The sequence below is a fragment of the Kitasatospora sp. NPDC127116 genome, from assembly GCF_042677365.1.
GTDB lineage: Bacteria > Actinomycetota > Actinomycetes > Streptomycetales > Streptomycetaceae > Kitasatospora > Kitasatospora lactacystinica.
On the sequence record NZ_JBHXTL010000018.1, the window covers coordinates 44,375 to 68,016 of the forward strand.

The 23,642-nt window shown below is 71.0% G+C and carries 18 protein-coding genes and 3 pseudogenes; 13 read left to right on the forward strand and 8 right to left on the reverse strand.

What is annotated here, in order from left to right; genetic code table 11:
• Positions 1-23: 23 nt before the first annotated feature.
• From ACFVHV_RS11050 to ACFVHV_RS11060, 3 genes are read right to left on the reverse strand one after another with little or no spacing between them, the layout of a single operon-like run.
• Positions 24-1,604: a GMC oxidoreductase gene (locus tag ACFVHV_RS11050; RefSeq protein ID WP_380350721.1), complete on the reverse strand. Its 1,581-nt coding sequence runs from the start codon at positions 1,602-1,604 to the stop codon at positions 24-26.
• A gap of 31 nt (positions 1,605-1,635) precedes the next feature.
• Positions 1,636-2,583 (reverse strand): cyclase family protein, encoded by a 948-nt coding sequence (locus ACFVHV_RS11055; RefSeq protein ID WP_359898938.1) that lies wholly within the window; start codon positions 2,581-2,583, stop codon positions 1,636-1,638.
• A 6-nt stretch (positions 2,584-2,589) separates the two neighbouring features.
• A complete protein-coding gene (locus ACFVHV_RS11060; RefSeq protein WP_359898940.1) occupies positions 2,590-4,410 on the reverse strand; it encodes a glycoside hydrolase family 15 protein in 1,821 nt (606 codons plus the stop codon).
• Positions 4,411-4,730: 320 nt separating this feature from the next.
• Here ACFVHV_RS11060 and ACFVHV_RS11065 point away from each other — a divergent pair, with 320 nt between their 5' ends.
• The 9 genes and pseudogenes from ACFVHV_RS11065 to ACFVHV_RS11105 all read left to right on the forward strand — a co-directional run bounded on the left by ACFVHV_RS11065 (position 4,731) and on the right by ACFVHV_RS11105 (position 12,494).
• Positions 4,731-5,672: a DUF389 domain-containing protein gene (locus tag ACFVHV_RS11065; RefSeq protein ID WP_380350723.1), complete on the forward strand. Its 942-nt coding sequence runs from the start codon at positions 4,731-4,733 to the stop codon at positions 5,670-5,672.
• A gap of 405 nt (positions 5,673-6,077) precedes the next feature.
• Positions 6,078-6,998, forward strand: coding sequence for an aldose 1-epimerase family protein (locus ACFVHV_RS11070; RefSeq protein ID WP_359898944.1), 921 nt, complete (start codon positions 6,078-6,080; stop codon positions 6,996-6,998).
• Positions 6,999-7,382: 384 nt separating this feature from the next.
• Positions 7,383-9,158 (forward strand): sodium:proton exchanger, encoded by a 1,776-nt coding sequence (locus ACFVHV_RS11075; protein ID WP_359898946.1) that lies wholly within the window; start codon positions 7,383-7,385, stop codon positions 9,156-9,158.
• Positions 9,142-9,264 (forward strand): annotated as a pseudogene (locus tag ACFVHV_RS11080) (hypothetical protein); the annotation flags it as partial. The gene ACFVHV_RS11075 and the pseudogene ACFVHV_RS11080, both read left to right, overlap by 17 nt.
• Positions 9,265-9,377: 113 nt before the next feature.
• Positions 9,378-9,512 (forward strand): annotated as a pseudogene (locus ACFVHV_RS11085) (family 1 glycosylhydrolase); the annotation flags it as partial.
• Between the two features lie 161 nt (positions 9,513-9,673).
• The gene (locus ACFVHV_RS11090; protein ID WP_380350725.1) at positions 9,674-10,507 is read left to right on the forward strand and encodes a CPBP family intramembrane glutamic endopeptidase; all 834 of its coding nucleotides are present in this window, start codon (positions 9,674-9,676) and stop codon (positions 10,505-10,507) included.
• A complete protein-coding gene (locus ACFVHV_RS11095; protein WP_380350767.1) occupies positions 10,507-11,715 on the forward strand; it encodes a sensor histidine kinase in 1,209 nt (402 codons plus the stop codon). The genes ACFVHV_RS11090 and ACFVHV_RS11095 overlap by 1 nt, the downstream gene beginning before the upstream one ends.
• A complete protein-coding gene (locus ACFVHV_RS11100) occupies positions 11,712-12,371 on the forward strand; it encodes a response regulator transcription factor (protein WP_359898952.1) in 660 nt (219 codons plus the stop codon). Before ACFVHV_RS11095 ends, ACFVHV_RS11100 begins: the two co-directional genes overlap by 4 nt.
• A gap of 6 nt (positions 12,372-12,377) precedes the next feature.
• A complete protein-coding gene (locus ACFVHV_RS11105; protein WP_359899023.1) occupies positions 12,378-12,494 on the forward strand; it encodes a DUF3050 domain-containing protein in 117 nt (38 codons plus the stop codon).
• Positions 12,495-12,613: 119 nt separating this feature from the next.
• Here ACFVHV_RS11105 and ACFVHV_RS11110 read toward each other — a convergent pair whose 3' ends face one another.
• Entirely contained in the window at positions 12,614-13,858 is a 1,245-nt protein-coding gene (locus ACFVHV_RS11110) for a hypothetical protein (protein ID WP_380350727.1), read from the reverse strand.
• A 316-nt stretch (positions 13,859-14,174) separates the two neighbouring features.
• On the opposite strand from ACFVHV_RS11110, the gene ACFVHV_RS11115 reads away from it, so the two are divergent.
• A complete protein-coding gene (locus ACFVHV_RS11115) occupies positions 14,175-15,140 on the forward strand; it encodes a helix-turn-helix transcriptional regulator (RefSeq protein WP_359898956.1) in 966 nt (321 codons plus the stop codon).
• 149 nt (positions 15,141-15,289) lie between these two features.
• Positions 15,290-15,478 (forward strand): annotated as a pseudogene (locus ACFVHV_RS11120) (family 1 glycosylhydrolase); the annotation flags it as partial.
• On the opposite strand, the gene ACFVHV_RS11125 reads toward ACFVHV_RS11120, so the two are convergent.
• The gene (locus ACFVHV_RS11125; protein WP_380350730.1) at positions 15,444-16,817 is read right to left on the reverse strand and encodes a cytochrome P450; all 1,374 of its coding nucleotides are present in this window, start codon (positions 16,815-16,817) and stop codon (positions 15,444-15,446) included. The pseudogene ACFVHV_RS11120 and the gene ACFVHV_RS11125 sit on opposite strands and share 35 nt — an antisense overlap.
• A 250-nt stretch (positions 16,818-17,067) precedes the next feature.
• Here ACFVHV_RS11125 and ACFVHV_RS11130 point away from each other — a divergent pair, with 250 nt between their 5' ends.
• Entirely contained in the window at positions 17,068-19,128 is a 2,061-nt protein-coding gene (locus tag ACFVHV_RS11130; RefSeq protein ID WP_380350732.1) for a phosphocholine-specific phospholipase C, read from the forward strand.
• Positions 19,129-19,240: 112 nt separating this feature from the next.
• Here ACFVHV_RS11130 and ACFVHV_RS11135 read toward each other — a convergent pair whose 3' ends face one another.
• The 3 genes from ACFVHV_RS11135 to ACFVHV_RS11145 form a co-directional block, all read right to left on the reverse strand.
• Positions 19,241-20,950, reverse strand: a complete 1,710-nt coding sequence (locus ACFVHV_RS11135; protein ID WP_380350734.1) for an urease subunit alpha — start codon at positions 20,948-20,950, stop codon at positions 19,241-19,243.
• Positions 20,947-21,744, reverse strand: coding sequence for an urease subunit gamma (locus ACFVHV_RS11140; RefSeq protein WP_359898963.1), 798 nt, complete (start codon positions 21,742-21,744; stop codon positions 20,947-20,949). Before ACFVHV_RS11140 ends, ACFVHV_RS11135 begins: the two co-directional genes overlap by 4 nt.
• Positions 21,745-21,831: 87 nt before the next feature.
• Positions 21,832-23,040 (reverse strand): agmatine/peptidylarginine deiminase, encoded by a 1,209-nt coding sequence (locus ACFVHV_RS11145; RefSeq protein WP_380350736.1) that lies wholly within the window; start codon positions 23,038-23,040, stop codon positions 21,832-21,834.
• A 259-nt stretch (positions 23,041-23,299) separates the two neighbouring features.
• Between ACFVHV_RS11145 and tatA the strand changes: the two genes are divergently transcribed.
• The gene (gene tatA / locus ACFVHV_RS11150; RefSeq protein WP_359898967.1) at positions 23,300-23,623 is read left to right on the forward strand and encodes a Sec-independent protein translocase subunit TatA; all 324 of its coding nucleotides are present in this window, start codon (positions 23,300-23,302) and stop codon (positions 23,621-23,623) included.
• The last annotated feature ends 19 nt before the right edge of the window (positions 23,624-23,642 follow it).

Here is a 23,642-nt window from a genome sequence, read left to right on the forward strand (position 1 = left end):
GTCCTGTGCGGACCTGAGGGCGTTCAGCGCAGCCGGTCGATCAGATGGTCGCCGACCCGCAGGGCGTTGGCGATGGCGGTCAGTGACGGGTTCACCGCGCCGATGCTCGGGAAGAAGGCGGTGTCGACGACGTAGAGGTTGTCCAGGTCGTGCGCTTTGCAGTTGACGTCCAGGGCCGAGCTTCTCGGGTCGTCGCCGAACCTCACGGTGCCGGCCTGGTGGGCGGTGGCCCCGATCGGCATTCCCTTGTGCAGGTAGATGCTGTGGTCGAGCAGGCGGTGCTCGTGCATGCCCAGCTGCCCGAGCATGCCCTGCAGCTTGTGCTGCAGCTTCCTCAGCCCGGTCGTGTTGTTCTTCTCGTCGATCGACAGGTGGACGTTCCCGTCGCCGTCGAGGGTGACGCGGCTGTCGGGCAGCGGCAGGTCCTCACCGCACAGCCAGAAGTCGACCGCATGGTGCGCGAGTACCTCGAACGGCATGTTCGGCGAGAACTTGCCGGCCCACCGCGGTGCCTCACCGTGGATCTGCTCGGCGTCCGACTTGCCGAGCATCTGGATGCCGCCGAGCGGGTAGTCGAAGTCGTCCGAGCCGAGGTACCAGTCGTTGAGCGCCAGGGTCTTCTGGAACTGGGTGGGGTTGGGTTCCTTCGAGATCGCCATCAGGGCCAGGTTGTTGTGCCGCATGTAGTGCCGTCCCACCACGTCCGAGCTGTTGGCCAGCCCGTTCGGGTGCCGGTCGTCGGCCGAACGCAGGAGCAGGGCGGCGGAGTTCACTGCTCCGCAGGCGACGACCACGATGTCGGCGCTGAACCCCGTCGCCGAGCCGTCCGCGAGTTCCACGACCACGCCGGTGACGGTGCGTCCGGTCGGATCGGTCTCCAGGCGGCGCACATCGGCGCCCGTGATCATCGAGACGTTGTCGTGCTTCAGCGCTGGATCGACGCAGACCACCTGGGCATCGGCCTTGCCGTTCACCAGGCAGGGGAAGCCGTCGACCCGGTTGCAGCGGATGCAGACGCTGTCATGGGTCGCCCGCCCGTTCTCCTTCTGCGTGAGGTTCACGCCGATCGGCAGATGGAAGGGATGCAGCCCCTGCTTCTCCAGGTCGTCGCTGAGCTGCTGGATGCGCGGCTCGTGCTCCACCGGAGGGTAGGCGTACGGCGCGCCGGCCGGACCCTCCGTGGGGTCCTCGCCGTGCTTGCCGTGCACCAGGTAGAGGTGCTCGGCCTGGGTGTAGTAGGGCTCCAGGTCCTCGTAGCGGATGGGCCAGGCGGGCGAGATGCCGTCGTGGTGGCGCAGCTCGCCGAAGTCCTGGGGGCGCAGCCGGAAGAGCGCGGCGCCGTAGAACTTGGTGTTGCCACCGACGTAGTAGTTGACCTCCGGGGTGAACTCGTGGCCGTGCCGGTCGTACCAGGTCTCCTGCGCCAGGTACTTGCCCTGCACGAACACCTTGGTGGAGTCCCAGTTGTCGATCTCGCGAGGCAGGTAGTCCCCGCGCTCCAGGATCAGCACCCGCTTGCCGGAGGGCGCCAGCCGGTGGGCGAGCGTGCCGCCACCCGCGCCGGTGCCGATGATGATGACGTCGTAGTGTTGGGCGTCGGCCACGATGGGCTCCCGTTCTCGAAGTGTTCGCACGTCACAGGATCGCGATGGGATTGACGGGTGATCCGGTGGCGCCGGGAAGCCGGAGCGGGGCGATCACGCAGAGGAACGACCAGCGGTCCTGCTCCTCGCAGATCGGCACCAGATCCTCGAACTGCAGGTAGTCCAGCAGGTGCAGTCCCATGGCGTGGATGCCGAGAACGTGCACCGGGAAGGCCACACCCTCCGTGGTGCCGGGAGCGGTGTCGTTGTTGCCGTCGCTGCCGAGCACCGCGACCTGCCGGTCCGCCAGGAACTCCATCGCGGTGGGGTGAAGCCCGGCGCGAGCCTTGGTCGCGTTCCACGGCCCGAGTTCGCGGTGACGGCGGCGATGGCCGACCCGCACGAAGAGCAGGTCCCCTCGAGTGACCCGCAGATGCTGCGCGGTCTCGGCGGCGGCCAGTTCCTCTCCGGTCACGTGGTCGCCGGGTTCGAGCCACGGCACGCCGCGCAGACGGGGGATGTCGAGCAGCACGCCGCGGCCGACGATTCCGTCCCGCGCCACGTCGATGGACAGCTTCGTCGCCCCGGTCACGGTCAGGCTGCTCGCGGCCACGCCGTTGTGCAGTGTGCCGTCGTAGACGACGTGACACAGGGCGTCGATGTGGCTGTCGGCGTCGCCGTGCACGTTCATGGCGAAGCGGTCCGCAGCGAACTGCAGGCCGTTCGCCTCGATGTTGCCGTCGACGACGCCGGTCATCTGGTGCTCGCACGGCTCGGGATTGCCGGGGCGCACCCGGGTTTCCATGACGGCGGCGAGCGTGACGGTGCGACCTGATCGGACCTCACCGGCAGCTGCCAGCACCTGCGTCGGTGCGAGGGTGTCCAGTGCGCCGCGGTCGGCGGTGTCCCGCAAGGCCTCGCGTCGCACGCGCTGGTAGAGCGCGCGGAACTCGGCCGAACTCAGCGGTGGTGGGCCGGCGGATCCTGTGTGCGTCGTCATGGATGCTCAGCGGGTCTGTTCGCGGTCGAGTGCTTCGTCGAGGGTGGTGGCGGCCATGATCAGCGAGAGGTGGGTGAACGCCTGTGGGAAGTTGCCCAGTTGCTCCCCGCGCGGCCCGACCTCCTCGGCGAAGAGACCGACGTGGTTGGCGTAGGTCTGCATCTTCTCGAAGGCGTAGCGCCCCTGCTCGGTCCGGCCGGCCCGGGCCATCGCATCGACGTAGAGGAAGGTGCAGAGGCTGAACGTGCCCTCGGAGCCTCGCAGACCGTCCGGTGAGGCGGCCGGGTCGTAGCGGTAGACGAGGCTGTCGGAGACGAGTTTGCGGTCGATGGCGTCCAGCGTGGACAGCCAGCCCGGGCCCTTGGGAGCGAGGAAGCGGACCCGGGGGATGAGCAGCAAGGACGCGTCCAGGACGTCCCCGTCGTAGTGCTGGACGAGAGCCTGCTCCTTGTCGCTCCACCCGCGGGTCATCACCTGCTCGAGGATGGCGTTGCGGGCGGTGGTCCAGCGCGCGAGGTCGGCGGGCCTGCTGAACTCGGTGGCCAGACGCAGCCCGACGTCGAAGGCGGCCCAGCACATCACCCGGCTGTAGGTGAAGTCCTTGCGTCCGCCACGGGTCTCCCAGATGCCCTCGTCGGGACGGTCCCAGGAGTCGGCGAGCCAGTCCAGGGTGGCGGCGAGCGCCTTCCACCCGTGATAGCCCGTCTGTTGGCCCACCGTGCCGCCCTCGGCCAGGGCGTAGAGCGCCTCGCCGTAGATGTCGAGCTGCAGCTGGTCCATGGCGGCGTTGCCGGCCCGGACCGGGGCCGAGCCGCGGTAGCCCTCGAAGTGGTCGAGGATCACTTCGGGGATGTCGGGATCGCCGTCGACCCGGTACATGATCTGCAGACGCTCGCCGTCGGAGCTCGCTCGTTCGGCCAAGCGATCGCGCAGCCAGTGGGTGAACCGGGTGGCCTCCTCGACGAATCCGAGGTCGAGCAGTGCTCGGACGGACAGTGAGCCGTCACGGACCCAGGTGTAGCGGTAGTCCCAGTTGCGCTCGCCGCCGACCTGCTCGGGAAGGCCCATGGTCGCCGCGGCGACCGGGGCGCCCGTGGGGTGGTAGGTGAGCAGTTTGAGCGTGATGGCGGAGCGGTTCACCATGTTCGGCCATCGGCCGCGGTAGGTGGAGGTGCGCAGCCAGCCCTGCCAGAAGTTGCCGATGTCGAAGAGCTGGTCGTTGAGCTCCTCCACGGTGATCGGCGCGGGCGGGGCCCCGTCCGGGCCGCAGACGGTGAAGGCGGCACCCGCCAGCTGCCCGGCGTTCAGCGTGACCTCTCCGCGCACGTCGTCCCCGTTGCGTTCCACGGGGAAGGTGCTCTGCAGGTATCCGGCAAGTTCCGGGGCACGGAACACCGCGGTCTCGCCCTGGAGATCGAGTACGTGAGTGGCGCGGCCGTAGTCGAACCGCGGTCGGCAGTCCAGGACGAACCGCACGGTGCCCCGCACCGCGCGCACGACGCGAATCAGCGTGTGCCGGTCGGTGGGCTTGCCCGTCCGGTCGGGCGGCATGCAGTCGACGACCTCGCCGACCCCGTCGGGGGACATGAACCGGGTCACCAGGACGGCCGTGTCGGGGTAGTAGAGCTGCTTGTACGTGACCTCCGTCTCTTCCGGTGCGAAGAGGAAGTAGCCGCCCCGGTCGTGGTCGAGCAGGGCGGCGAAGATGCTGGGCGAGTCGAAGCGAGGAGCTGCGAACCAGTCGACGACCCCTTGCGACGAGACCAGCGCGGCGGTCTGCAGGTCGCCCACCAGGCCGTGGTCGGCTATAGGCGGGTAGCGGTCCATGGTGTCTCCGCAATCTCGGGAGGACCCCCTGCGTTCCACTATCCGACCAGCCGCGCGCACGCGCTCCACGACAGGTGCCGACGACTCCCGGAATCCGCTGTGACCAGGAAGGGCGCGTCTGCCCGCCTGGTACTCCAGGCGGAGCAGCCACGTGCCTGCCCGGCGTCGGCGGGCAGGACCGGGACAGGCCGCGGCCCAGACCGCCCGGAAGCGGTACCGGCCGGGCCGCTCGACTTGCCGACGATCGTCCCCCCGGCGGTACTGGCCTCGGGCGGTACGCACGCGCCGCCACTGGACTTCCCCGGCTGCGGAGGGGCTACATGGAGATGGTCCATCTCCGGCTGGTGACTCCGCCGGACGTCACCGACGAGACGGTCGACATGCTGACCGGCGACCGTTACGTCTTCAACCTGGTCGTGCTCGCGAGTACGGCACGTCACCCGGACGGCGACGCCATCGAGTGCGACGTGCTGGCAGGTGCGGCGAACGAGGTCCTGCGCAACCTCCGTGAGCTGGACGTCGACCGGCGTGGCTCGGTCGTGATCGAGTCGGTCGACATGGCGTTCTCCGGACTCGCGGAGGAGGCGGAGACACACCAGCTCGGGGCGCTCGCGCATGCACCGGTGTGGGAGGCGGTCGAGGCGCGTATCCGGGCCGAGGGGACCTATCTGCCGAGCTTCTACGTCTATCTGATCATCGCTGGAATCATCGGCTCGGTGGGAATCCTCACCAACTCCCAGATCCTGATCGTCGCGGCAATGGTCGTGGGGCCCGAGTACGGCGCCATCACCAGCGTGGCTCTGGGCATAGACCGGAGGAACGGGCCGCGGATTCGGCAAGGGCTGTTTGCGCTGCTCGTCGGCTTCTCGCTGGCCGTGGCCTTCACGCTCCTGTTCTCGTTACTGGTCCGGGGTCTGGGAATTCAGCCGAAGGCGTTCACGCTGGGTGTCAGGCCGGTCTCCGACCTGATCAACACGCCGAACTTCTTCTCCTTGGCCGTCGCAGTGCTCGCCGGCATGGTCGGGATCATGTCGCTGACCCAGGCCAGGACGAGCGCCCTGCTCGGCGTGTTCATCTCGGTCACCACGGTCCCGGCGGCCGCTGACATCGGCGTGTCCTGTGCCTTCGCGAGCTGGAGCGAGGCGCGTGGCTCACTGCTGCAGCTTCTGCTCAACATCGTCGTGCTGATCGCGGTGGGTGTCCTCACACTCAGGTTCCAACGAGCGATCTGGCGGCAGATCAGCCTTCGAAACAGCCGTTGACACCCACGGCGGCACTGCGGGAGGCGACAGCCCAAGAGTGGTCCGAGGATCGTGGCATGGCAACGAAGCGCGGAATCACCGCGCCGGACGACGATCCTCGTGGTTCTGGGCGTTTCCGGGTCAGGCAAGAGCACGTTGGGGGCCATGCTGGCCGAACGGCTCGGGCTGTCGGGGAGCGGGGATCTCATCGAGAGCTTCACCGGACGGTTGATGAGGACGCCCACCGCGCCAGGAATCGTCTCAAAGGGCGAACCCACCGAGCTCTTCCGGAGGCGGGATCGTGTCTCGCTTGATTTGGACCCTGCGCGCCCGCACCCTGCCGATCGAGGGGCCTGCACCTGTCGGGCCGCCACGGCGCCCGGGTTCGTGGGTTGTGCCCACCCTCGGGCAGTGCGAGGAGGCCGCGTGCGCGAGAGCCGGACCGGACGGCAGCTGACGTTGCGTCATGGGAGTCAGTCCGTGGTCATCGTCGAACTGGGCGGTGCCCTTCGGGACTACGCGACCGGCGGACGTCCGGTGCTCGACGGCTTCGCTGCCGACGACCGGATCACGGGAGGACGCGGCCAACTCCTGGTGCCGTGGCCGAACCGGGTCAGGGGCGGCCGCTACCGATGGCACGGACAGGACCTGCAACTGCCGCTGACCGAGCCGGTGAACGGCAACGCGATCCACGGTCTGCTCCGCTGGACCTCGTGGCAGGTGCTGGAGGAGGCGGACAGCCGAGCCGTGCTGGAAGTCACGCTGTGGCCGCAGCCGGGCTATCCCTTCCACCTGCGGGTCCGAGCCGAGTACGTCCTGGGCGACGAGGGCCTCGAGGTGGCCGTGACCGCTCTGAACCAGGGCGCGAGCGTCGCACCGTACGGGGTGGGCCAGCATCCCTACCTCACCGTCGGCACGGCCACGGTCGACGACGCGGTGCTGACCGTTCCGGCGCGGAGTTGGGTCCGCACCGATGACCTGGGCCTGCCCGTGGCCGTCGAACCGGTCGCGGGCACGCCGTACGACTTCCGCACACCGAGGGCGATCGGCGCCCAGCACCTGGACACCCCGTTCGGCGATCTCGACCGGGACGCCCGTGGTCGTGCCGTGGTACGCCTGGCCCACCCGTCGGGGGAACACGGTACGGATGTCTGGCTCGGCGAGGGGGCGGACTTCCTGCAGGTGTACACCGGCGACACCCTGCCGGAGGGGGAACGTCGTCGCGCGGTCGCCATTGAACCGATGTCCTGTCCGCCGGACGCCCTCCGCAACGGTGCGTCGATCGTCGCCCTCGGACCGGGCGAGCGGCACACCGTCAGATGGGGCATCTCGCCATGGGGGAAGTGACCGAGGCCATGGTTCCTCGACCTCGTCCTCATCGGCCTGGCGATCACTCCGGAACCGGTGCCGATCGCCGCGTTCATCCTGATCCTCCAAGCGCGGAACGGCGTACGCAACGGGCTTGCCGTCCTGCTCGCGTGGCTCGCGCGCCTGGCTGTGGTAATCGGAGCCGTCCTCCTGTCCACCCGAGGCACGCCGCCCCGTTCGTGATGGAGCTTCCGACGACGTTCGCGTCCGCTTCGGGGGGAGCCGGACTCGCGCCGATGCGCACCTGGTGGGCGGAACGCGAGGACCGGGCGATCGTCACCCTGACGCCGCTGCTCGGCCGCTGGCCGGCCGGCAAGAGCCGCTACCAGCCCCTCCGGTGAACTGGCCTGCCGGAGCAATGACATGACGACGAACCAGATCCTCATCGGGACGAGCCTGATCCTGGTGCTCGCCGTCGGCTCGCAGATCCTGGCCAGCCGACTGCACGTCCCCGCCCTGATCGTCCTGCTGCCCGTCGGCTTCACCGCAGGCGCGCTGACCAGCGACGTCGATCCCCAGCGACTGCTCGGCGCAGCCTTCTCGCCTCTGGTGTCGCTCGCCGTGGCGGTGATCCTCTACGACGCCGGTCTCGGGCTCGACCTGGCGAAGTTGCAGGGGCACATGCGCCGCGTCGTCATCCGGCTGATCTGGATCGGGGTGCTTCTCACCTGGGCGATCGGCACGCTCGTGTCGAAACCGCTGCTCGGCCTGGACTACGGAGCGGCCGTGATGCTCGGGGCCATCCTGGTGGTCTCGGGGCCGACTGTCGTGGGACCGCTGCTCAGCTTCGTCCGCCCGACGGACCGGCTGCGGCACCTCCTGGTCTGGGAGGGCTCGCTGATCGATCCGGTGGGTGCGATCCTGGGCGCGCTCGTCTTCCACGCGGTCGACGCCAGTACCAGGGGTCGGTTCGGGAGCGGGGCGGCACACTTCCTGGGGAGCGTGGGCGTCGGCCTGGCCGGTGGGGCCGTCGGAGCGGTCCTGCTGTGGGCGCTGGTGCAGGGACTGCGGCTGGGCGAGGTGCTCGGCACCGCCGCGCAGCTCGCCGTGGTGATCGGCGTGGCGGCGGTCTGCGACGTGCTCCGCGAAGACACCGGGCTGATCGCCGCAGTCGTGATGGGCCTGGCTGTCACCAACCTGCGACGCTTCGACTTCCCAGTGCGTCGGCCGTTCTTCGAGACACTGGTCACCCTGATCCTCGGGGTGCTCTTCGTCTCCATCTCGGCCACCGTGACACCGCAGTCGCTGCGGCACGTACTGCTCCCCGCGCTGAGCCTGTCGGCCGTCCTGGTTGCCGTCGCCAGGCCGCTGGTGGCTCTGGTGTCCACGCTCGGCACTGACATTCCCCGCAGGGAGCGTGCCTTCCTCGGCTGGATGGCGCCGCGCGGCATCATCGCGGCATCAACCGCCTCGACCTTCTCGGCCGGCCTCGTCAACAAGGGGATCGTCGGCGCCTCGAAGATCCTCCCGGCTACCTTCGTGGTCATCGTCGCCACGGTGACGCTCTACGGGCTGACCGCGACGCTCGTCGCCCGACGCCTGGGGGTCGTGCGCTCGGGCCGTTCCCGGCCGCTGCTGGTGGGCGGTGAGCCCTGGGTGGTCGACCTGGGCCTGGCCCTGAAAGCCGCTGGTCTTCAGGTGCTGCTTTGGGCCGGTCTCGAAGAACAGCGTGAGCGCATCGAACAAGCCGGACTCGAGCTGGCACCCGGAGAACTGCTGGCGGCAGCCACCGGGGAGGGCGCCGAGCTGGAGGGCATCACCGTGGTACTGCTTCTCACTGCCGAGGACGACTTCAACGCACTGGCGTCGGTGGTCCTGCGGGGAAGCGTGGAAGGACCGGTCTACCGGATCGGGCCTCCAGCAGCCAGCCACGGCGTCGTCGCCCCGTTCCTGGGCGGTGACATCCTGTTCGGTGCCGGGCTCACCAGGCCTCGGCTGATGCGCCGGTACGGTGCCGGGGCCGACGTCGTGGCGCAACCGGTGAACGGCGCGACGCCGGCAGGGCACGACGCCCTGTTCGTGGTGCGCACCGACGGCCGCCTGGTTCCGGTCACCGAACACGACATCCCGTCTCCGCAGACGGGAGACACCGTCGTGATCCTTGGCCCGGCCCCCGCCGGCCGTGCGGAACGGATCTGAGCTTCGGCCGGCATTGCCCGCCACTGGTCTGCATCTCCGGCTGGCCCAACACCGCCGTGATCGACTGCTGCGCCGACTCTCCGACGACGGCGCATTCCTGCGCTACCACGGCGACTTCGACGGCGAGGGCATCCGCATCGCGGTCGAGGAGGTGGTTGCCGACCTTCTCCTCGACGGCTTGGCAGAGTACCGCCACGGATGGAACGGCAGCTTGTTCGATGGGCCGAGGGCTACCACCAGCGCTTCGGCATCGTCCACGTCGACTTCGCGACGCAGCGGCGCACGCCGAAGGCCTCGTACGCCTGGTACCGCGACCTGATCGCCGCCCACCGGGCGAAGCTCGCGGCGCGGTAGCGGACCGGAATCGGGGTTCTGTCCCCCGTGAGAGCTACGCGCAGGTGTCCCCTGTGAGGTGACGACTCCTGATCACCGTCTCCCTAACGTTCAGTTCAGCCGCGGCGCCTCGGTCGCGGACCGGACTGGGAACCGGAAACGGAACCGAAGAGGGAGTCGTCATGAAACCGGTGTGGCAGGTCCTGGCCGTGGTCCTGGTCGGTGCGGTCTGCGGCCAAAGTGCCGCCGCGGTCCAGGACAACCCGTGGCTCTCGCTCCTCGTGGGCAGCTTGACGGTCGTGCTCTCGGTGCTCGTCTACCGATGGGTCGTGGGGCGCACCGAGCGGCGCCCGGTCACGGAACTGGCCCGCGGGGGAGCGCCCGGGGCGCTCCTGCGGGGGCTGGTGATCGGGGTCGCGATGTTCGGATCCGTCATCGCGAACATCTACTTCCTCGGGGACTACGAGGTGCACGGCCTCGGCTCGCCGACCGGGGCGATCGGGCTGGTCGGCTTCATGGCGGGCGCCGCCGTCACGGAGGAGCTGATGTTCCGCGGCCTGCTCTTCCGGCTCGTGGAGCGCGGCCTCGGAACGTACCTCGCGCTGGCCCTGTCCGGCACCGTGTTCGGTGCGTCCCACCTGCTCAACAAGGACGCCACCCTGCTGGGCGGCCTCGCCATCGCCATCGAGGCCGGCGGCATGCTCGCCGCCGCGTACGCCGCCACCCGCTCCCTGTGGCTGCCGATCGGCCTGCACTTCGGCTGGAACTTCGCGGAGTCCGGCATCTTCGGCACCGAGGTCTCGGGCAACGGCGACACGCACGGACTGCTGGACGCCTCGACGTCGGGGGCCAAGCTGATCACCGGCGGTGAGTTCGGCCCGGAGGCCAGCGTGTACGCGACGCTGTTCGGCGCGCTGCTCACAGTCGTCTTCCTGTGGCTGGCCCGTCGGCGCGGCCACATCGTCCCCCGCCGGCGTGCCGAGCGCGTCGACGCCCTGGCTGCACTCGCCCGGTGATGAGCCTTCAGGGGGCCGGTCAGGTGTGGCGCCGGCTCGACGTCACCCTCCGCGACCTCCCTCTCGGGACACTGTTCCTGGTCGCGTCGTTCCTGCCGGGTCTGAGCGGCCACGGGACGCAGGTCGGGGATCTGCCGACCCGCCCCTTCGACGCGCTGGCCGTGGTGGCCCTCGCGCTCGAATGCCTCTCCCTCGTGGTGCGCCGGCGGTGGCCGGTCAGCTGTCTCGCGCTGGTGGCGTGCGGCTTCGCCCTTGACCAGTTGTGCGGCTACCACTCGGCCGCCGGCACCGCCCTGCCCGTCGCGCTGATCAGTGCCGGCTTCCATCTGGAGCGGCGCCGGCGCACCACCGTGGTCCTGCTGTCCGTGGCGTACGTGCCGCTGGCGATCGCGCTCGCCCGGCTCGGTTCGGGCGGCGAGACGGCGACGGGGTTCGTGACGTTCTACCTGGCGCTCGCCCTGGCCTGGGGAGCCGGGGCGTGGCTGCGTTCCGCGCGGGCCGCGGAGGCCGCACGCCGCGAGCGTGTGGCTGCCGAGACCCGAACTGCCGAACGCGGCCGCATCGCCCGCGAGTTGCACGACGTGGTGACCCACCACGTGACCGCGATGGTCGTCCAGGCCGAGGCCGCCCGCTACCTGACCGCCGCACCCGAGCGGCTGGAGCAGTCCCTGACCGCTGTCAGCGACACCGGCCGCCGCGCCCTCACCGACCTGCGTCACCTGCTGGACCTGCTCAACCCCGGTCACGGCACCGACCACGGCACCGACCACGGCGTCGGCCCGGCGGAGGCCGCGCAGGCCAGGACACCGGCCGTCGGCAGGGTCCTCACGCTCGTCGAGCAGACCCGCCGGGCCGGACAGCCCGTGGACTTCACCGAGCGGGGCACAGCGCCCGCCTCGACCGGCAGCGCCGACCTCGTCGCCTACCGGGTGGTGCAGGAAGCACTGACCAACGCCCTCAAGTACGCTCACGGCAGCCGCACTTCCGTGCGGGTTCAGCGCTGCGAGAGGGAGATCACCGTGGAGGTCAGCACGGACGGAACCGGCTCACCCGCCGCCACCGCCACCGCCGTCGCCTCCGGCAGCGGACGGGGCCTGGCGGGCCTGCGCGAGCGCGTCGACGTTCTGGGCGGCGACTTCAGCGCCGGCCGCGGCCCGGACGGCGGCTTCACCGTCCGGGCGCGCATCCCCGCCGACGGCACCTCGTGAGCGCACCGATCCGGGTCCTGGTCTGCGACGACCAGATGCTGGTCCGCACCGGCCTGGTCACCATCATTGGTGCCCAGCCCGACATGGAGGTGGCGGGCGAGTGCGGAGACGGACGGACCGGGGTCGACCTCGCCCGCAAGGTGCGACCCGACGTCGTCGTGATGGACATCCGCATGCCGGTCCTCGACGGCCTCGAAGCCACCCGCCTGCTGGCCGGCGTCGGAGTGCCCCACCCCGCCAAGGTCCTCGTGGTGACCACGTTCAACCTGGACGAATACGTCTACGAGGCACTGCGCGTCGGCGCCAGCGGCTTCCTCCTCAAGGACGCCCCTCCGGACCGACTGCTCCACGGCATCCGGACCGTGGCCACCGGAGCGGCCCTCCTCGACCCCGACGTGACACGCCGCCTCGTCGGGCGCTACGCCGCCCGCATCCGCCCCGCCGAGAAGACCCACCGAGACATCCCGCTCACACCTCGCGAACTGGAAGTTCTCCGCCTCATCGCCGACGGCCTCTCCAACCGCGAGATCGCCGCAACCCTCGTCATCAGCCAGGAGACCGTCAAGACCTTCGTCTCCCGCATCCTCACCAAACTTCAACTCCGTGACCGGGTCCAGGCCGTCGTCCATGCCTACCGCCACGGCCTGGTCACCTGACCGGGCATTCCGTCCCCGGTCGAGCGGGTCCGGACCTTCCACGAGCACCACGTCGTCGCGGTCCGGGACTTCGTGTCACTGCTCAAGTGCCCGCAGCGGCAACCGACCTGCGTGGAGCCGTAGTTGAGGCGTTGTTCGACTACAGTGCCCCGGTCGGTCGGTCGGTCGGTCGGTCGGTCGGTCGGTCGGTCGGCCCGGCAGGCCTCGCGGCCTGCCGGGCCGTAACCGGTCGCTCGGGGTGCTCAGTTCGTCGCGTCCGGCTTGACGAGGTCCGGGAGCTTCGTCTCGAAGAGCGCGTCGAACGTCAGCGAGGGCAGGATGTGGCCCTGGTTGGCGGCGTCGTTGGCCACGCCGGCGGCCCACGAGGCGGTCGCGAAGCGCTGGTTGGGGGTGCCGTGGTGGCCGGGGCTGGAGAAGGCGCAGTCGCCGACCTGGTAGAAGGACTTCTCGGAGTCCAGCAGGCGCTTGGCGTTGAGGGCCTCGCCGCGCGAGTGGGTGAGGAAGTAGGTGCCGTACGCGTCCGCCATCAGCTCGACGCGGCGGCTGCCCTCCGGCGTGCCGTCCCGGTCGCCGATCAGGTCGTCCTCGTACTGCACGTGGTGGCCGAACTCGTGGGCGAGGATGGCGCGCGGGGCGGTGGCGCCCAGACCGATGGCCCGCATGGCCTCCAGGATGCCGTCACCCATGACGATGCGGTCGCCGATGCCCGCCGGGTGCGGGGCGCCCTTCTCGGAGAAGGCGAACGCGTTGAGGGTGAAGAACGGGTTGTCGCCGCCCTGGAGGACCGGGTCGAGGTTGATCACGTCGATGATCAGCGAGGCCAGGCCCAGCGCCACCTTGCGGTTCTCCTCCGGGATGCCGTACATCAGGCTCACCACGGGGGCCAGCCGCTCCGGGGAGGAGAAGAGCTCGCGGCCGTGCATCGGCACGAGCTGGATGTCGTCGGAGTGGATGTCCCAGAACCTCTTCAGGTCCTTGCTCTCGGACGTCAGCTCGTTGGTGTACTCGCCGTTGACGCCGAAGGTGTTGGACTTCGACTCACTGCCGAAGTACAGCGCGTCGTAGGTGGGCATGTCGAACACGCCCAGGAAGTAGAGGAAGAAGAGCGGCTCGAAGTTGGCGCCCTGGAGCAGGGTGCGCTGGTAGTCCCTCAGCGCGTTGCTCTCGCACTGGTAGTCACCCGGGTTGATGACGCTGTCGCGGAGGGCGGCCCACTGGGTGTCGTGGATGCCGAACGCGGCCGTGGCGGCATCGCGGTGCTGCTGCCAGTCGGCGGGCAGCTGGGCCAGGGCCTGGTCGGCGAGGGCCTTCAGGTCCGGGGAGAGGCGGGAGGTGTCGAACGTGGAGCCGGGGGCGGCGGAGGTGACGGCGGCTGACGTGGCGGCGGGGGGCGTCGTGGTGTCGGCGGCCACGGCCGGCAGGGCGGCACCGAGGGTGCAGGTCGCCGCGGTCACCACGGTGACGGCCCAGGCGAGGGTCTTCTTCACGAGTGAACTCCTAGATGTGCGAGACGACATGGGGGTTTCCGGCGGAGGGGGGGAACGGTCGGCTGTGCCGTATGCAGAGTTTGCGAGGAACGGATCTGTTACTGAAGAGTTCGCTGTGTCGAAATCCGGCATGGCAGGAAGCAGACAGGTCCCACATGTCCTCGGAGAGCGCCGGACCACCACGTCCTCGGAGAGCGCCGGACCACCACGTCCTCGGAGAGCGCCGGACGACCGCGCCCACCGTGCTGAAACGGACGCGGGGCGCTGTGTCCGACGGCACTCGCCCGGTGGGGACCGTACGTGCGAGAATTGGCATATGCATTCGATTGTTGGTATAGATATCAGCAAAACGGCCGAGAATGCCTACCTCGCCCTCGTCGAGCGCGGCCCGGCGGCGGTGCCGGAACTGGCGAGCGCCCTGAGCGTGAGCTCGCGTGCCATGAGCACCGCGATCGGCGAACTGACCGGGCTCGGCCTGGTGGAACCGGACGGACCGCAGCTGGTCGCCCGCCCCCCGCGGGCTGCCCTCGACGCGGTGGTGGAGAGTCGCAGCAGGGAACTCGCCGCGCTGCGCAGCGGCATCGAGGAGCTGTCCCGCTTCTGGCGCGACCACCACGTCGGAGGAGCCGACTACATCGAGATCGCCCGGACGGCGGCGGCCCGCAGCGCACTCGTCCGGCGGCTCTACGACGAGGCCACCGAGCAGATCCGCGCCCTGACCATCGGTTACACCGGCCGATCGGCGCAGTCCAACACCCTGGCCCCGGGAAGTCGGGACGCCCTGGCGCGCGGCGTCACGTGTTCGGTCGTCTACGGATCCCACGTCCTGCGCGACCGGGCCGCCAGGGCGGCCGTCCGGACTTCCGTGGAACTCGGCGAGCGAGCACGGGTCTTTCCCGACGTTCCGCTGAACATGGCCGTGTGCGACGACCGCTTCGCCCTGGTGTGTCCTCCCGCGAGCGACTGGGACCGCCGCCACCACATCCTCGTGCAGCGGTCGGACCTCCTCGACGCGCTGATCGGCATCTTCGAGTCGTTCTGGCAGATCGCCGTCCCGCTGCCCGCCGCCGAGACGGGGGACGATCTCGCGACGACTGCCACCGCCGAGAACCGGCGGCTCCTCAGCTTTCTCAGCGGTGGCCTGACCGACGAGTCGATCGCCCGCGAACTCGGCGTCAGCGAGCGGACGGTGGCCCGCCGCATCACCCGTCTCCAGGAGCTGCTCGGCGCGCGGACCCGCTTCCAGCTCGGCGTCCAGGCGAGCCGTCGCGGCTGGCTCTGAGCCGGGCGGCACCGCACGCGCGCCGTGACGCGGCGGCGCTTCGGCCAGCGCTGCCCGTCACCGGTCCGTACCTCCGGCTGGCTTGCCGACCTTCTCCTCGACGGCTTGGCAGAGTACCGTCACGGATGGAACGACAGGCTGTTCGACGGGCCGAGGGCTACCGCCAGCGCTTCGGCCTGGTCCACGTCGACTTCGCGACGCGGCACCGCACCCCGAAGGCCTCGTACGGCTGGTACCGCGACCTGATCGCCGCGCACCGGGCCCGCCGTTCGGGGTGGTCGGCTTCCGGTCGGTGCGGGTGGTTCAGTCGGCTTCTGGGCGCGGTTCCACCGTCATGAGGAGGTTGTCGGGGTGGTTGGTGCTGGTCATGACGCCCCGGACCCGTGCTCCCGGGGCGGGCGTCAGCCGCCAGCGGCTCGCCACGGTCGCGGCCACGGTCAGCATCTCGGTGCGCGCGAAGGCCTCCCCGATGCACAGGTGGTGGCCGGCGCCGAAGGGGACGAACGCGCCGCGCGGGGCGGGGGGCCGGTCGGGCAGCCAGCGGTCGGGGTCGAAGCGCAGGGGATGGGGGAAGTGCCGGGGGTTCCGGTGGAGGACGAGGGCGCTGAAGATGAACTCGGTGCCTTCGCGGAAGCGGTAGCCGCCGAGTTCGACGTCGGTGATCGCGCGGCGGATCGTGATGCCTCCGGGGTTGCGCATCCGAAGGGCCTCGTCGACGACGCGACGGGTGTGGCCGAGCCGGGGCAACTGGTCGGCGGTGAGGGGGAGTACGGCGTGGTCGTGCAGCTCCTGGTGGAGTCGCCGGTCGAGGTGCGGGTGCCGGCCCAGTTCGTGGAAGAGCCAGGCGAGCCCGCCGGCGGCGGTCTCGGTGCCGGCCACCAGCAGGGTGATGAGTTCGTCGTGGAGCTGGCGGTCGGTCATGGCCTCGCCGCTGTCGGCGTCCCGGGCCTGCAGGAGCATCGACAGCAGGTCCGGTCGCCCGCTCGTGCGGTCGGCCCGGTCGGCCCGGTCGGCCCGGTCGGCGTGGATCAGGTGGTCGATGGCGCGGCGCAGCCGGTCGTGGGCGTCGGCGAGGCGGCGGTTGCCCGGTGTGGGGAGCCGGTGCCACAGGTTCGTGGGGTCCAGCACCCGGGTGTACATGCCGTGCAGGACGACGGGCATGGCGTGGCGGATCTCGGCGGCGGCGGAGGCGTCGAGGGAGGTGGAGAACAGCGTCGAGGTGACGATGGCGAGGGACAGCTCCAGCATCTGCCGGGTGACGTCGACCACCTGACCGGGCCGCCAGGAGTCGGCGCGCTCGGCGGCCAGCCGCGCCATGGTGTCGACGTAGTGGGCGATCTGCTGGTGGTGGAACGCCGGTTGCACCAGGCGCCGTTGGCGGAGGTGGAAGGCCCCTTCGGAGGTGGCGAGTCCGTTCCCGAGGTAGGGGCGGAGCTTGTCGAAGGAGCGGCCCTTGGCGTAGTTCGCCGCTTCGGTGACCAGTACGCGGTGGACCAGGTCGGGGCCGGTCAGCACATAGCTGGGCTTCGGGCCGAGGTGGGTGGCCACGATCGGGTCGTAGGCGGTGAGGCTGTCGAGGAACTCCAGCGGACGCCGCCACAGTGCGAGCGCGTGGCCGATCAGCGGGAGCCGTCCGGGTGCGACGGGAGGGGCCGGTGGTCGGCTGGCGGTGGGCATCGTCGTTCCTCCGGTGAGGGGTCGGGACCCAGTCTGCGGTCCGGCGCACCACCTGCGCACCCTTCGCACCGGGGCGCGCTGGTGGACTTCGCGGCGCACGGAAGCGGATTCACACCTTGTCCGTACAACTTGATGCGTTCGTCTGCCGTACGGCGGCCGGTCATGAACGGGCCGCCGGTTGGTACCCCGCGCGCGCTGTCCTTGGGGGCGCCGTCCTCCACCCTCCTGACATGCTGAGGTCAATCCACCCATGGCAGAGCTGAATCGTCGTCGCTTCCTCCAACTCGCCGGTGCCACCGTCGCGTTCTCGTCGCTCTCGCAGAGCATCGCGCGCGCCGCGTCCATCGCCCCGCAGGGGAGCACCGGCACCCTCCAGGACGTCGAGCACATCGTCGTGCTGATGCAGGAGAACCGTTCGTTCGACCACTACTTCGGGGCGCTGAAGGGCGTCCGGGGCTTCGGCGACCCCCGCCCGGTCACCCTGCCGAGCGGCAGCTCGGTGTGGCACCAGACGGACGGCCTCAAGCGGGAGGTGCTGCCGTTCCGGCCCCAGGTCAGCGACCTCGGGATGCAGTTCGTCCAGGACCTCAACCACGACTGGGCCGGCGGCCACAAGGCCTTCAACAGCGGCAAGTACGACCAGTGGGTGCCCGCCAAGACCGCCACCACGATGGCCTACCTGACCCGCCAGGACATCCCCTTCCACTACGCGCTCGCCGACGCGTTCACCATCTGCGACGCCTACCACTGCTCGTTCATCGGCTCCACCGACCCGAACCGCTACTACATGTGGACGGGCTGCACCGGCAACGGGGTCGCCGGCAACGGTCCGGTCCTCGGCAACCAGGAGGCCGGCTACAGCTGGACGACCTACCCCGAGCGGCTGGAGAAGGCCGGGATCTCCTGGAAGATCTACCAGGACGTCGGCGACGGACTGGACGCGGCCGGCTCGTGGGGCTGGATCGGCGACGCGTACCGCGGGAACTACGGCGACAACTCGCTGCTCTACTTCAACAACTACCGCAACGCCAAGCCGGGCGACCCGCTGTACGACAAGGCCCGCACCGGCACCAACGCCAAGGCGGGCGACGGCCTGTTCGACCACCTGCGGCGCGACGTGCAGGCCGGCACCCTGCCGAAGATCTCCTGGATCGCCGCCCCCGAGGCCTTCACCGAGCACCCCAACTGGCCCGCCAACTACGGCGCCTGGTACGTCTCCCAGGTGCTGGACGCGCTGACGTCCAACCCCGACGTGTGGGCCAGGACGGCGCTGTTCATCACCTACGACGAGAACGACGGCTTCTTCGACCACGTCGTGCCGCCGTTCCCGCCCTCCTCCGCCTCGCAGGGCCTGTCCACCGTGGCGACCACCGCCGACTACTTCGGCGGCGGCATCGGCTACTCGGCCGGACCGTACGGGCTCGGCCAGCGGGTCCCGATGCTGGTCGTCTCGCCCTGGAGCACCGGCGGCTACAGCTGCTCGGAGACCTTCGACCACACCTCGATCATCCGCTTCATGGAGCGCCGCTTCGGCGTCCAGGAGCCCAACATCTCGCCCTGGCGGCGCGCCATCTGCGGCGACCTGACCTCCGCCTTCGACTTCACCGCGTCGAACACGACCGCGGCGGCGCTCCCCTCGACGGCCGGCTACGCCCCGGCGGACCGCAACCGCCACCCGGACTACGTGCCCGCCCCGCCCGCCACCGGCACCATGCCGAAGCAGGAGGCGGGCGCGAAGCCCACCCGCCCGCTGGCGTACGCGCCGTACGTGGACGGGGCGGCCGACACCGCCGCGGGCAAGTACCGCCTCACCTTCAGCGCGGGCGCGGCGGCGGGCGCCCAGTTCCTGGTGACCTCGCCCAACCGCACCGACGGTCCGTGGACGTACACCACGGAGGCGGGCCGGACGATCGCGGACGCCTGGAACACCACGTACTCCAAGGGCGTCACGGACCTCACCGTGTTCGGCCCCAACGGCTTCCTGCGCCGCTTCCGCAACCCCGGCAAGACCGCCGGGCCCGAGGTCGCCGCCCGCCACAACGCGACCACCGGCAACCTCGACCTCACCCTCACCAACGCGGGCGCCGCGGACGTCGTGCTGACCCTCACCAACGCCTACGGCGGCACGCCGCAGGCCCTCACCGTCCGCCGGGGTGCGACCGTCACGTGCACCGTCGACCTGAGCGCCTGCCGCAACTGGTACGACGTGACCGTCACTTCGGGCGCGACCGCCGACTTCGTGCGCCGCCTCGCCGGCCACGTCGAGACCGGCGCCCCCGGCCTCTCCGACCCGGGCATCGTCACCTACTGACGGCACCGCGCACGGCGCCGCCCCGGGCACGAGGGCGCCCGGGGCGACGCCGTGCGGGCCCTCTTCGGACGGCGGGCGGCTGCCCGACGGAGGCCGGCGGAGTGCGGGCGGCTCAGAGGAAGTACAGCCGGTTCAGCGGGACTTCCTCGGCGGGGGAGGACCGCAGCGGCGTGCCGTCGAGGGTGACGAGACCCTCGCGCGAGTCGACGAGGACCTCGCCGAGGCGGGTGTTGCGGACCATGTCGCGCGGGCCGATCCCGCGGGTGTGGCGGACCGCGACGCGGCGGCGCCGGGTGGTCATGGTGTCGTAGGGGCGGTCCCGGGTGCCGGACTCGGCGGCGGCGCGGCTGGTGAAGGCGACGGAGAGGTCGGCCGGCGTGGCGCCGTGAGCGCCGAACAGGGGCCCCAGGACGAGCGGTTGGCAGGTCTCGGTGGCGGCGTTGGGGTCACCGGTGACGCCGTAGGCGGGAAAGCCCGCCTTGAGGACCAGCTGCGGCTTGGCGCCGAAGGAGGCCGGCTGCCACAGCACGATGTCGGCGAGCTTGCCGATCTCGATGGAGCCGACCTCGTGGGAGAGGCCGTGGGCGATGGCCGGGTTGATGGTGAGCTTGGCGATGTAGCGCAGCACGCGCTCGTTGTCGTCGTCCGGGCCGTCGCCCTCCAGCGGGCCGCGCTCCGCCTTCATCTTGCCGGCCATGGCGAAGGTGCGGCGCACCGTCTCGCCGGCCCGGCCCATGCCCTGGGCGTCGGAGGAGGTGATGCCGATGGCCCCGAGGTCGTGCAGGACGTCCTCGGCGCCCATGGTGCCGGCCCGGATGCGGTCGCGGGCCATCGCGGCGTCGCCGGGCAGGTCGGTCTTGAGACCGTGGACGGAGACGATCATGCCGTAGTGCTCGGCCACCGCGTCCCGCCCGAAGGGCAGGGTGGGGTTGGTGGAGGAGCCGATGACGTTCGGCACGCCGGCCATCTTGAGCACGTTGGGGACGTGCCCGCCGCCGCAGCCCTCGATGTGGAAGGCGTGGATGGTCCGCCCGTCGAGGACGCTCAGGGTGTCCTCGACCGAGAGGCACTCGTTCAACCCGTCGGTGTGCAGGGCCACTTGGACGTCATGGGCCTCGGCGACGGACAGCGCGGTGTCCAGGGCGCGGGTGTGCGCGCCCATGTCCTCGTGGACCTTGAAGCCGCAGGCCCCGCCCTCGGCGAGGGCTTCGACGAGCGGGGCGGGGTGGGAGGACGAACCGCGGCCCAGGAAGCCGATGTTGACGGGCCAGGCGTCGAAGGAGTTGAAGGCGTGGCGCAGTGCCCAGGGCGAGTTGACGCCGACGCCCCAGGCGGGGCCGAACTCCTGGCCGATGACGGTGGTGACGCCGGAGGCCAGCGAGGCCTCCATGATCCGCGGGGACATCAGGTGGACATGGGTGTCGATGGCGCCGGCGGTGGCGATCAGGCCCTCGCCGGAGACGATGGCCGTCCCGGTGCCGACGACCACGTCCACGCCGTCCAGGGTGTCCGGGTTGCCGGCCCGCCCGATGGAGGCGATCCGGCCCTCCCGGATGCCGATCGAGGTCTTGCGGATGCCCTGGATCGCGTCGATCACCAGCACGTTGCTGATGACGAGGTCGCAGGTGTCCCGGACGGCGGCGGCCTTGAGGTGCAGGCCGTCGCGGGCGGTCTTGCCGAAGCCGACGAGGAACTCGTCGCCCGGCCGCTGGGAGTCGGATTCGACCCGGACGACCAGACCGCTGTCGCCGAGCCGGACCCGGTCCCCGGCGCGCGGGCCGTGCACGGCGGTGTAATCGGACGCTTCGATGCTGCTGCTCACGGCTGGTTCTCCTGCCCGTCGTCGACTGCTCCGGGGCGGCCCTGTTCGGCGGCTCCGGAGCGGCCCTGTTCGGCCGCTCCGAGGTAGCCCTGCTCGGCCGCCCGGCGCAGGGCCTCCTGCCGTGCCCGCGGCGAGTCCAGCGGGCCGTCCACGAGCCCCGCGAAACCGATCGCGACGCGCTCGCCGCCGATCGGCACCAGGTCGACCTCGACGGTGGCGCCGGGGTCGAAGCGCACCGAGGAGCCGGCCGGTACCGCGAGGTGGGTGCCGTAGGCGGCGGCGCGGTCGAAGGCGAGCCGAGGGTTGACCTCGAAGAAGTGGAAGTGCGAGGTGACCGAGATCGGCACGTCCGCGGTGTTGCGCACGGTAAGGGTGTGCACGGGCTCCGGCCCGGGCGCGGTGCGGCCGTCGCCGTGGCCGTGGCCGCTCGTGCCGTCGCCGGGGTCGCCGTGGTGGAGGACGGCGCCCGGCGCGGCCGCGCCGAGGGTGCCGCCGCCGAACGGGTCGGCGATGACGGCGAGCCGGGTGCCGTCCTCGAAGACGGCCTCGACCTGGATCTCGGTGACCAGGTCGGGGACGCCGGGCAGCACATCGTCGGCGGCGAGGACGGAGCGTCCCCGCCGGACGGCCTCGGCCAGCCGGAGGCCGTCGCGGGCGGCCTCGCAGACGGTGTCCGAAATGAGTGCCACGGCCTCGGGGACGTTGAGCCGCAGGCCGCGGGCGCGGCGGGCGCGGGCGAGTTCGGCGGCCGTGAAGATCAGCAGCCGGTCGCGTTCGGTGGGGGTCAGCTGCACAGGGGTTCCCTTCTCCCTCGGTGCGGGACGGTGCGGGACGGTGCGGGACAGAGGGGGACAGAGGGGGACGGGTGCGGGACGGCGGGGTCAGCCGGCGGGCTGGTCGTGGGTGGCGCAGTGGATGCCGCCCCCGCCGCCGGCGATGGTGTCGATCGGCAGGGGGACGATCTCGCGGCCCGGGAACTGGTCCCTGAAGACCTCCTGGGCGTGGCCGTCGGCCTTGGCGTCACCGAACTTCGGCAGGTAGACGCCCTTGTTGCCGATGTAGAAGTTCATGTACGAGGAGACGAAGGCGTCGCCCCGGCCGGTGATCCGGTCCGGGTCGGGCTGGCCGATCTCGATCACCTTGAGCTTCCGGCCGGCGGCGTCGGTGGCCTCGGCGAGGACGGCGCGGGCCTGGTCGGCCGAGCGGGACCAGACGTCCGGCGGGGTGCCGGGGAAGGCCCGGTCCAGCAGGACGACCCCGGGGGCGGCGTAGCGGGCGAGGCAGTCGACGTGGGCGTCGGTGATGTCCTTGCCCTTGACGCCCGCGAGCCAGATCACCTTGGTGAGGCCCAGCACCCGCTTGAGTTCCGCCTCGATCTCGTCGCGGGTGCGGCCCGGGTTGCGGTTCTCGTTGACCACGGAGCTCTCGGTGACCAGCAGCGTGCCCTCGCCGTCGGTCTCGAAGGAGCCGCCCTCGGCGGTGACCGGGGTCTCGATCCGTTCGATCCCGTACTTCTCCAGGACGGTGCGGGCGATCCGGCCGTCGTTGGTGTGCTCCTGCTTTCCGCCCCAGCCGCTGAAGTTGAAGTCGACGCCCTGGACCTTTCCGCCCTCCTCCACGAAGACCGGGACGGTGTCGCGGGCCCACAGGTCGTCGACGGGGACGGAGAGCAGCTCGACGTCCGAGCCGCAGGCGTTGCGGGCCGAGGCCTCCTGGCCGGGGCGGACGAGCAGGACCACCGGTTCGCGCTCGCCGATGGCCCTGGCCACCGAGGCGATGTCCCGGCGGACTGCCCCGAGCTGCTCGCCCCAGACGTTCTCGGAGGCGGGCCAGGCCATGAAGGTCCGCTCGTGCTTCTCCCACTCGCCGCCGAGCCGGCGTCCGCGGGCGGGTGCCGGGGCGGGGGTGGACGCGGGGGGCTGTGCGGGCGCTTGCGTCGGCGCCTGGCCGGGGGTGCCGGAGGCCGTCGGGGCCGCGGAGTCGGCCGGGTCGTCGCCGGAGGCGGCGCAGGCGGTCGCACCGAGGGCGATGGCGCCGGCGCCGGCGAGCGAGCGCAGTACCGTGCGGCGGGCGAGGGAGGGCTGGGACACGCTGGACTCCGGTGGGGCTGGGGGTGGTTCCGGTTCGGCGGGAGGGGCGGGCTCCGGGGGAGCGGTCGCGCGGCGCCGGTTGGGCGGTGGACGAGGTCGTCCCGGTGGACGGGGTCGTCCGGCATCACCGAGACTGAACTCTCGCATTGACTGAAAAATCAGTCAAGCTTTACGGTGAAGTCACCCAAACCACCCCGAGACGACCGGGCCGCCGAACGGACGGCCCGGTCACGACGATGAAAGGCCGGGTGAGGCGGCGATGCTGCGCAATGGTCTGGAACCCTGGCACGTGCTGGTGACGGTGGCCGTGCTGGTGCTGCTGTTCGGCTCCAAGAAGCTGCCCGACATGGCGCGCGGACTGGGGAAGTCGATGCGGATCCTGAAGTCCGAGACGGCGGCCCTGCGGGAGGAGGCGGCCCCGCCCGGCGGTGCCCCGGCGGGCGAGGGCCAGTCCGGCGGTGCCCCATCCGGCGGGACCCAGCCGGGTGGAGCCGCGTCAGGCACCGGCCGGTCAGGCACGGCCCCCTCCGGTGGCGGCGGTCCGTCCGGCGGCGGTCCGGCCGAACCGGCCCGGCACCCCTGACCGTCCCGTCGGCCGCGTA

Excerpts from the sequence above, each read along its gene's own strand:
- tatA (WP_359898967.1), top strand. The coding sequence starts at position 23,300 with ATGCTGCGCAATGGTCTGGAACCCTGGCACGTGCTGGTGACGGTGGCC.
- ACFVHV_RS11115 (WP_359898956.1), top strand. The coding sequence starts at position 14,175 with ATGCATTCGATTGTTGGTATAGATATCAGCAAAACGGCCGAGAATGCC.
- ACFVHV_RS11095 (WP_380350767.1), top strand. The coding sequence starts at position 10,507 with ATGAGCCTTCAGGGGGCCGGTCAGGTGTGGCGCCGGCTCGACGTCACC.
- ACFVHV_RS11060 (WP_359898940.1), bottom strand. The coding sequence starts at position 4,410 with ATGGACCGCTACCCGCCTATAGCCGACCACGGCCTGGTGGGCGACCTG.
- ACFVHV_RS11065 (WP_380350723.1), top strand. The coding sequence starts at position 4,731 with ATGGAGATGGTCCATCTCCGGCTGGTGACTCCGCCGGACGTCACCGAC.
- ACFVHV_RS11130 (WP_380350732.1), top strand. The coding sequence starts at position 17,068 with ATGGCAGAGCTGAATCGTCGTCGCTTCCTCCAACTCGCCGGTGCCACC.
- ACFVHV_RS11075 (WP_359898946.1), top strand. The coding sequence starts at position 7,383 with ATGACGACGAACCAGATCCTCATCGGGACGAGCCTGATCCTGGTGCTC.
- ACFVHV_RS11090 (WP_380350725.1), top strand. The coding sequence starts at position 9,674 with ATGAAACCGGTGTGGCAGGTCCTGGCCGTGGTCCTGGTCGGTGCGGTC.
- ACFVHV_RS11125 (WP_380350730.1), bottom strand. The coding sequence starts at position 16,817 with ATGCCCACCGCCAGCCGACCACCGGCCCCTCCCGTCGCACCCGGACGG.
- ACFVHV_RS11055 (WP_359898938.1), bottom strand. The coding sequence starts at position 2,583 with ATGACGACGCACACAGGATCCGCCGGCCCACCACCGCTGAGTTCGGCC.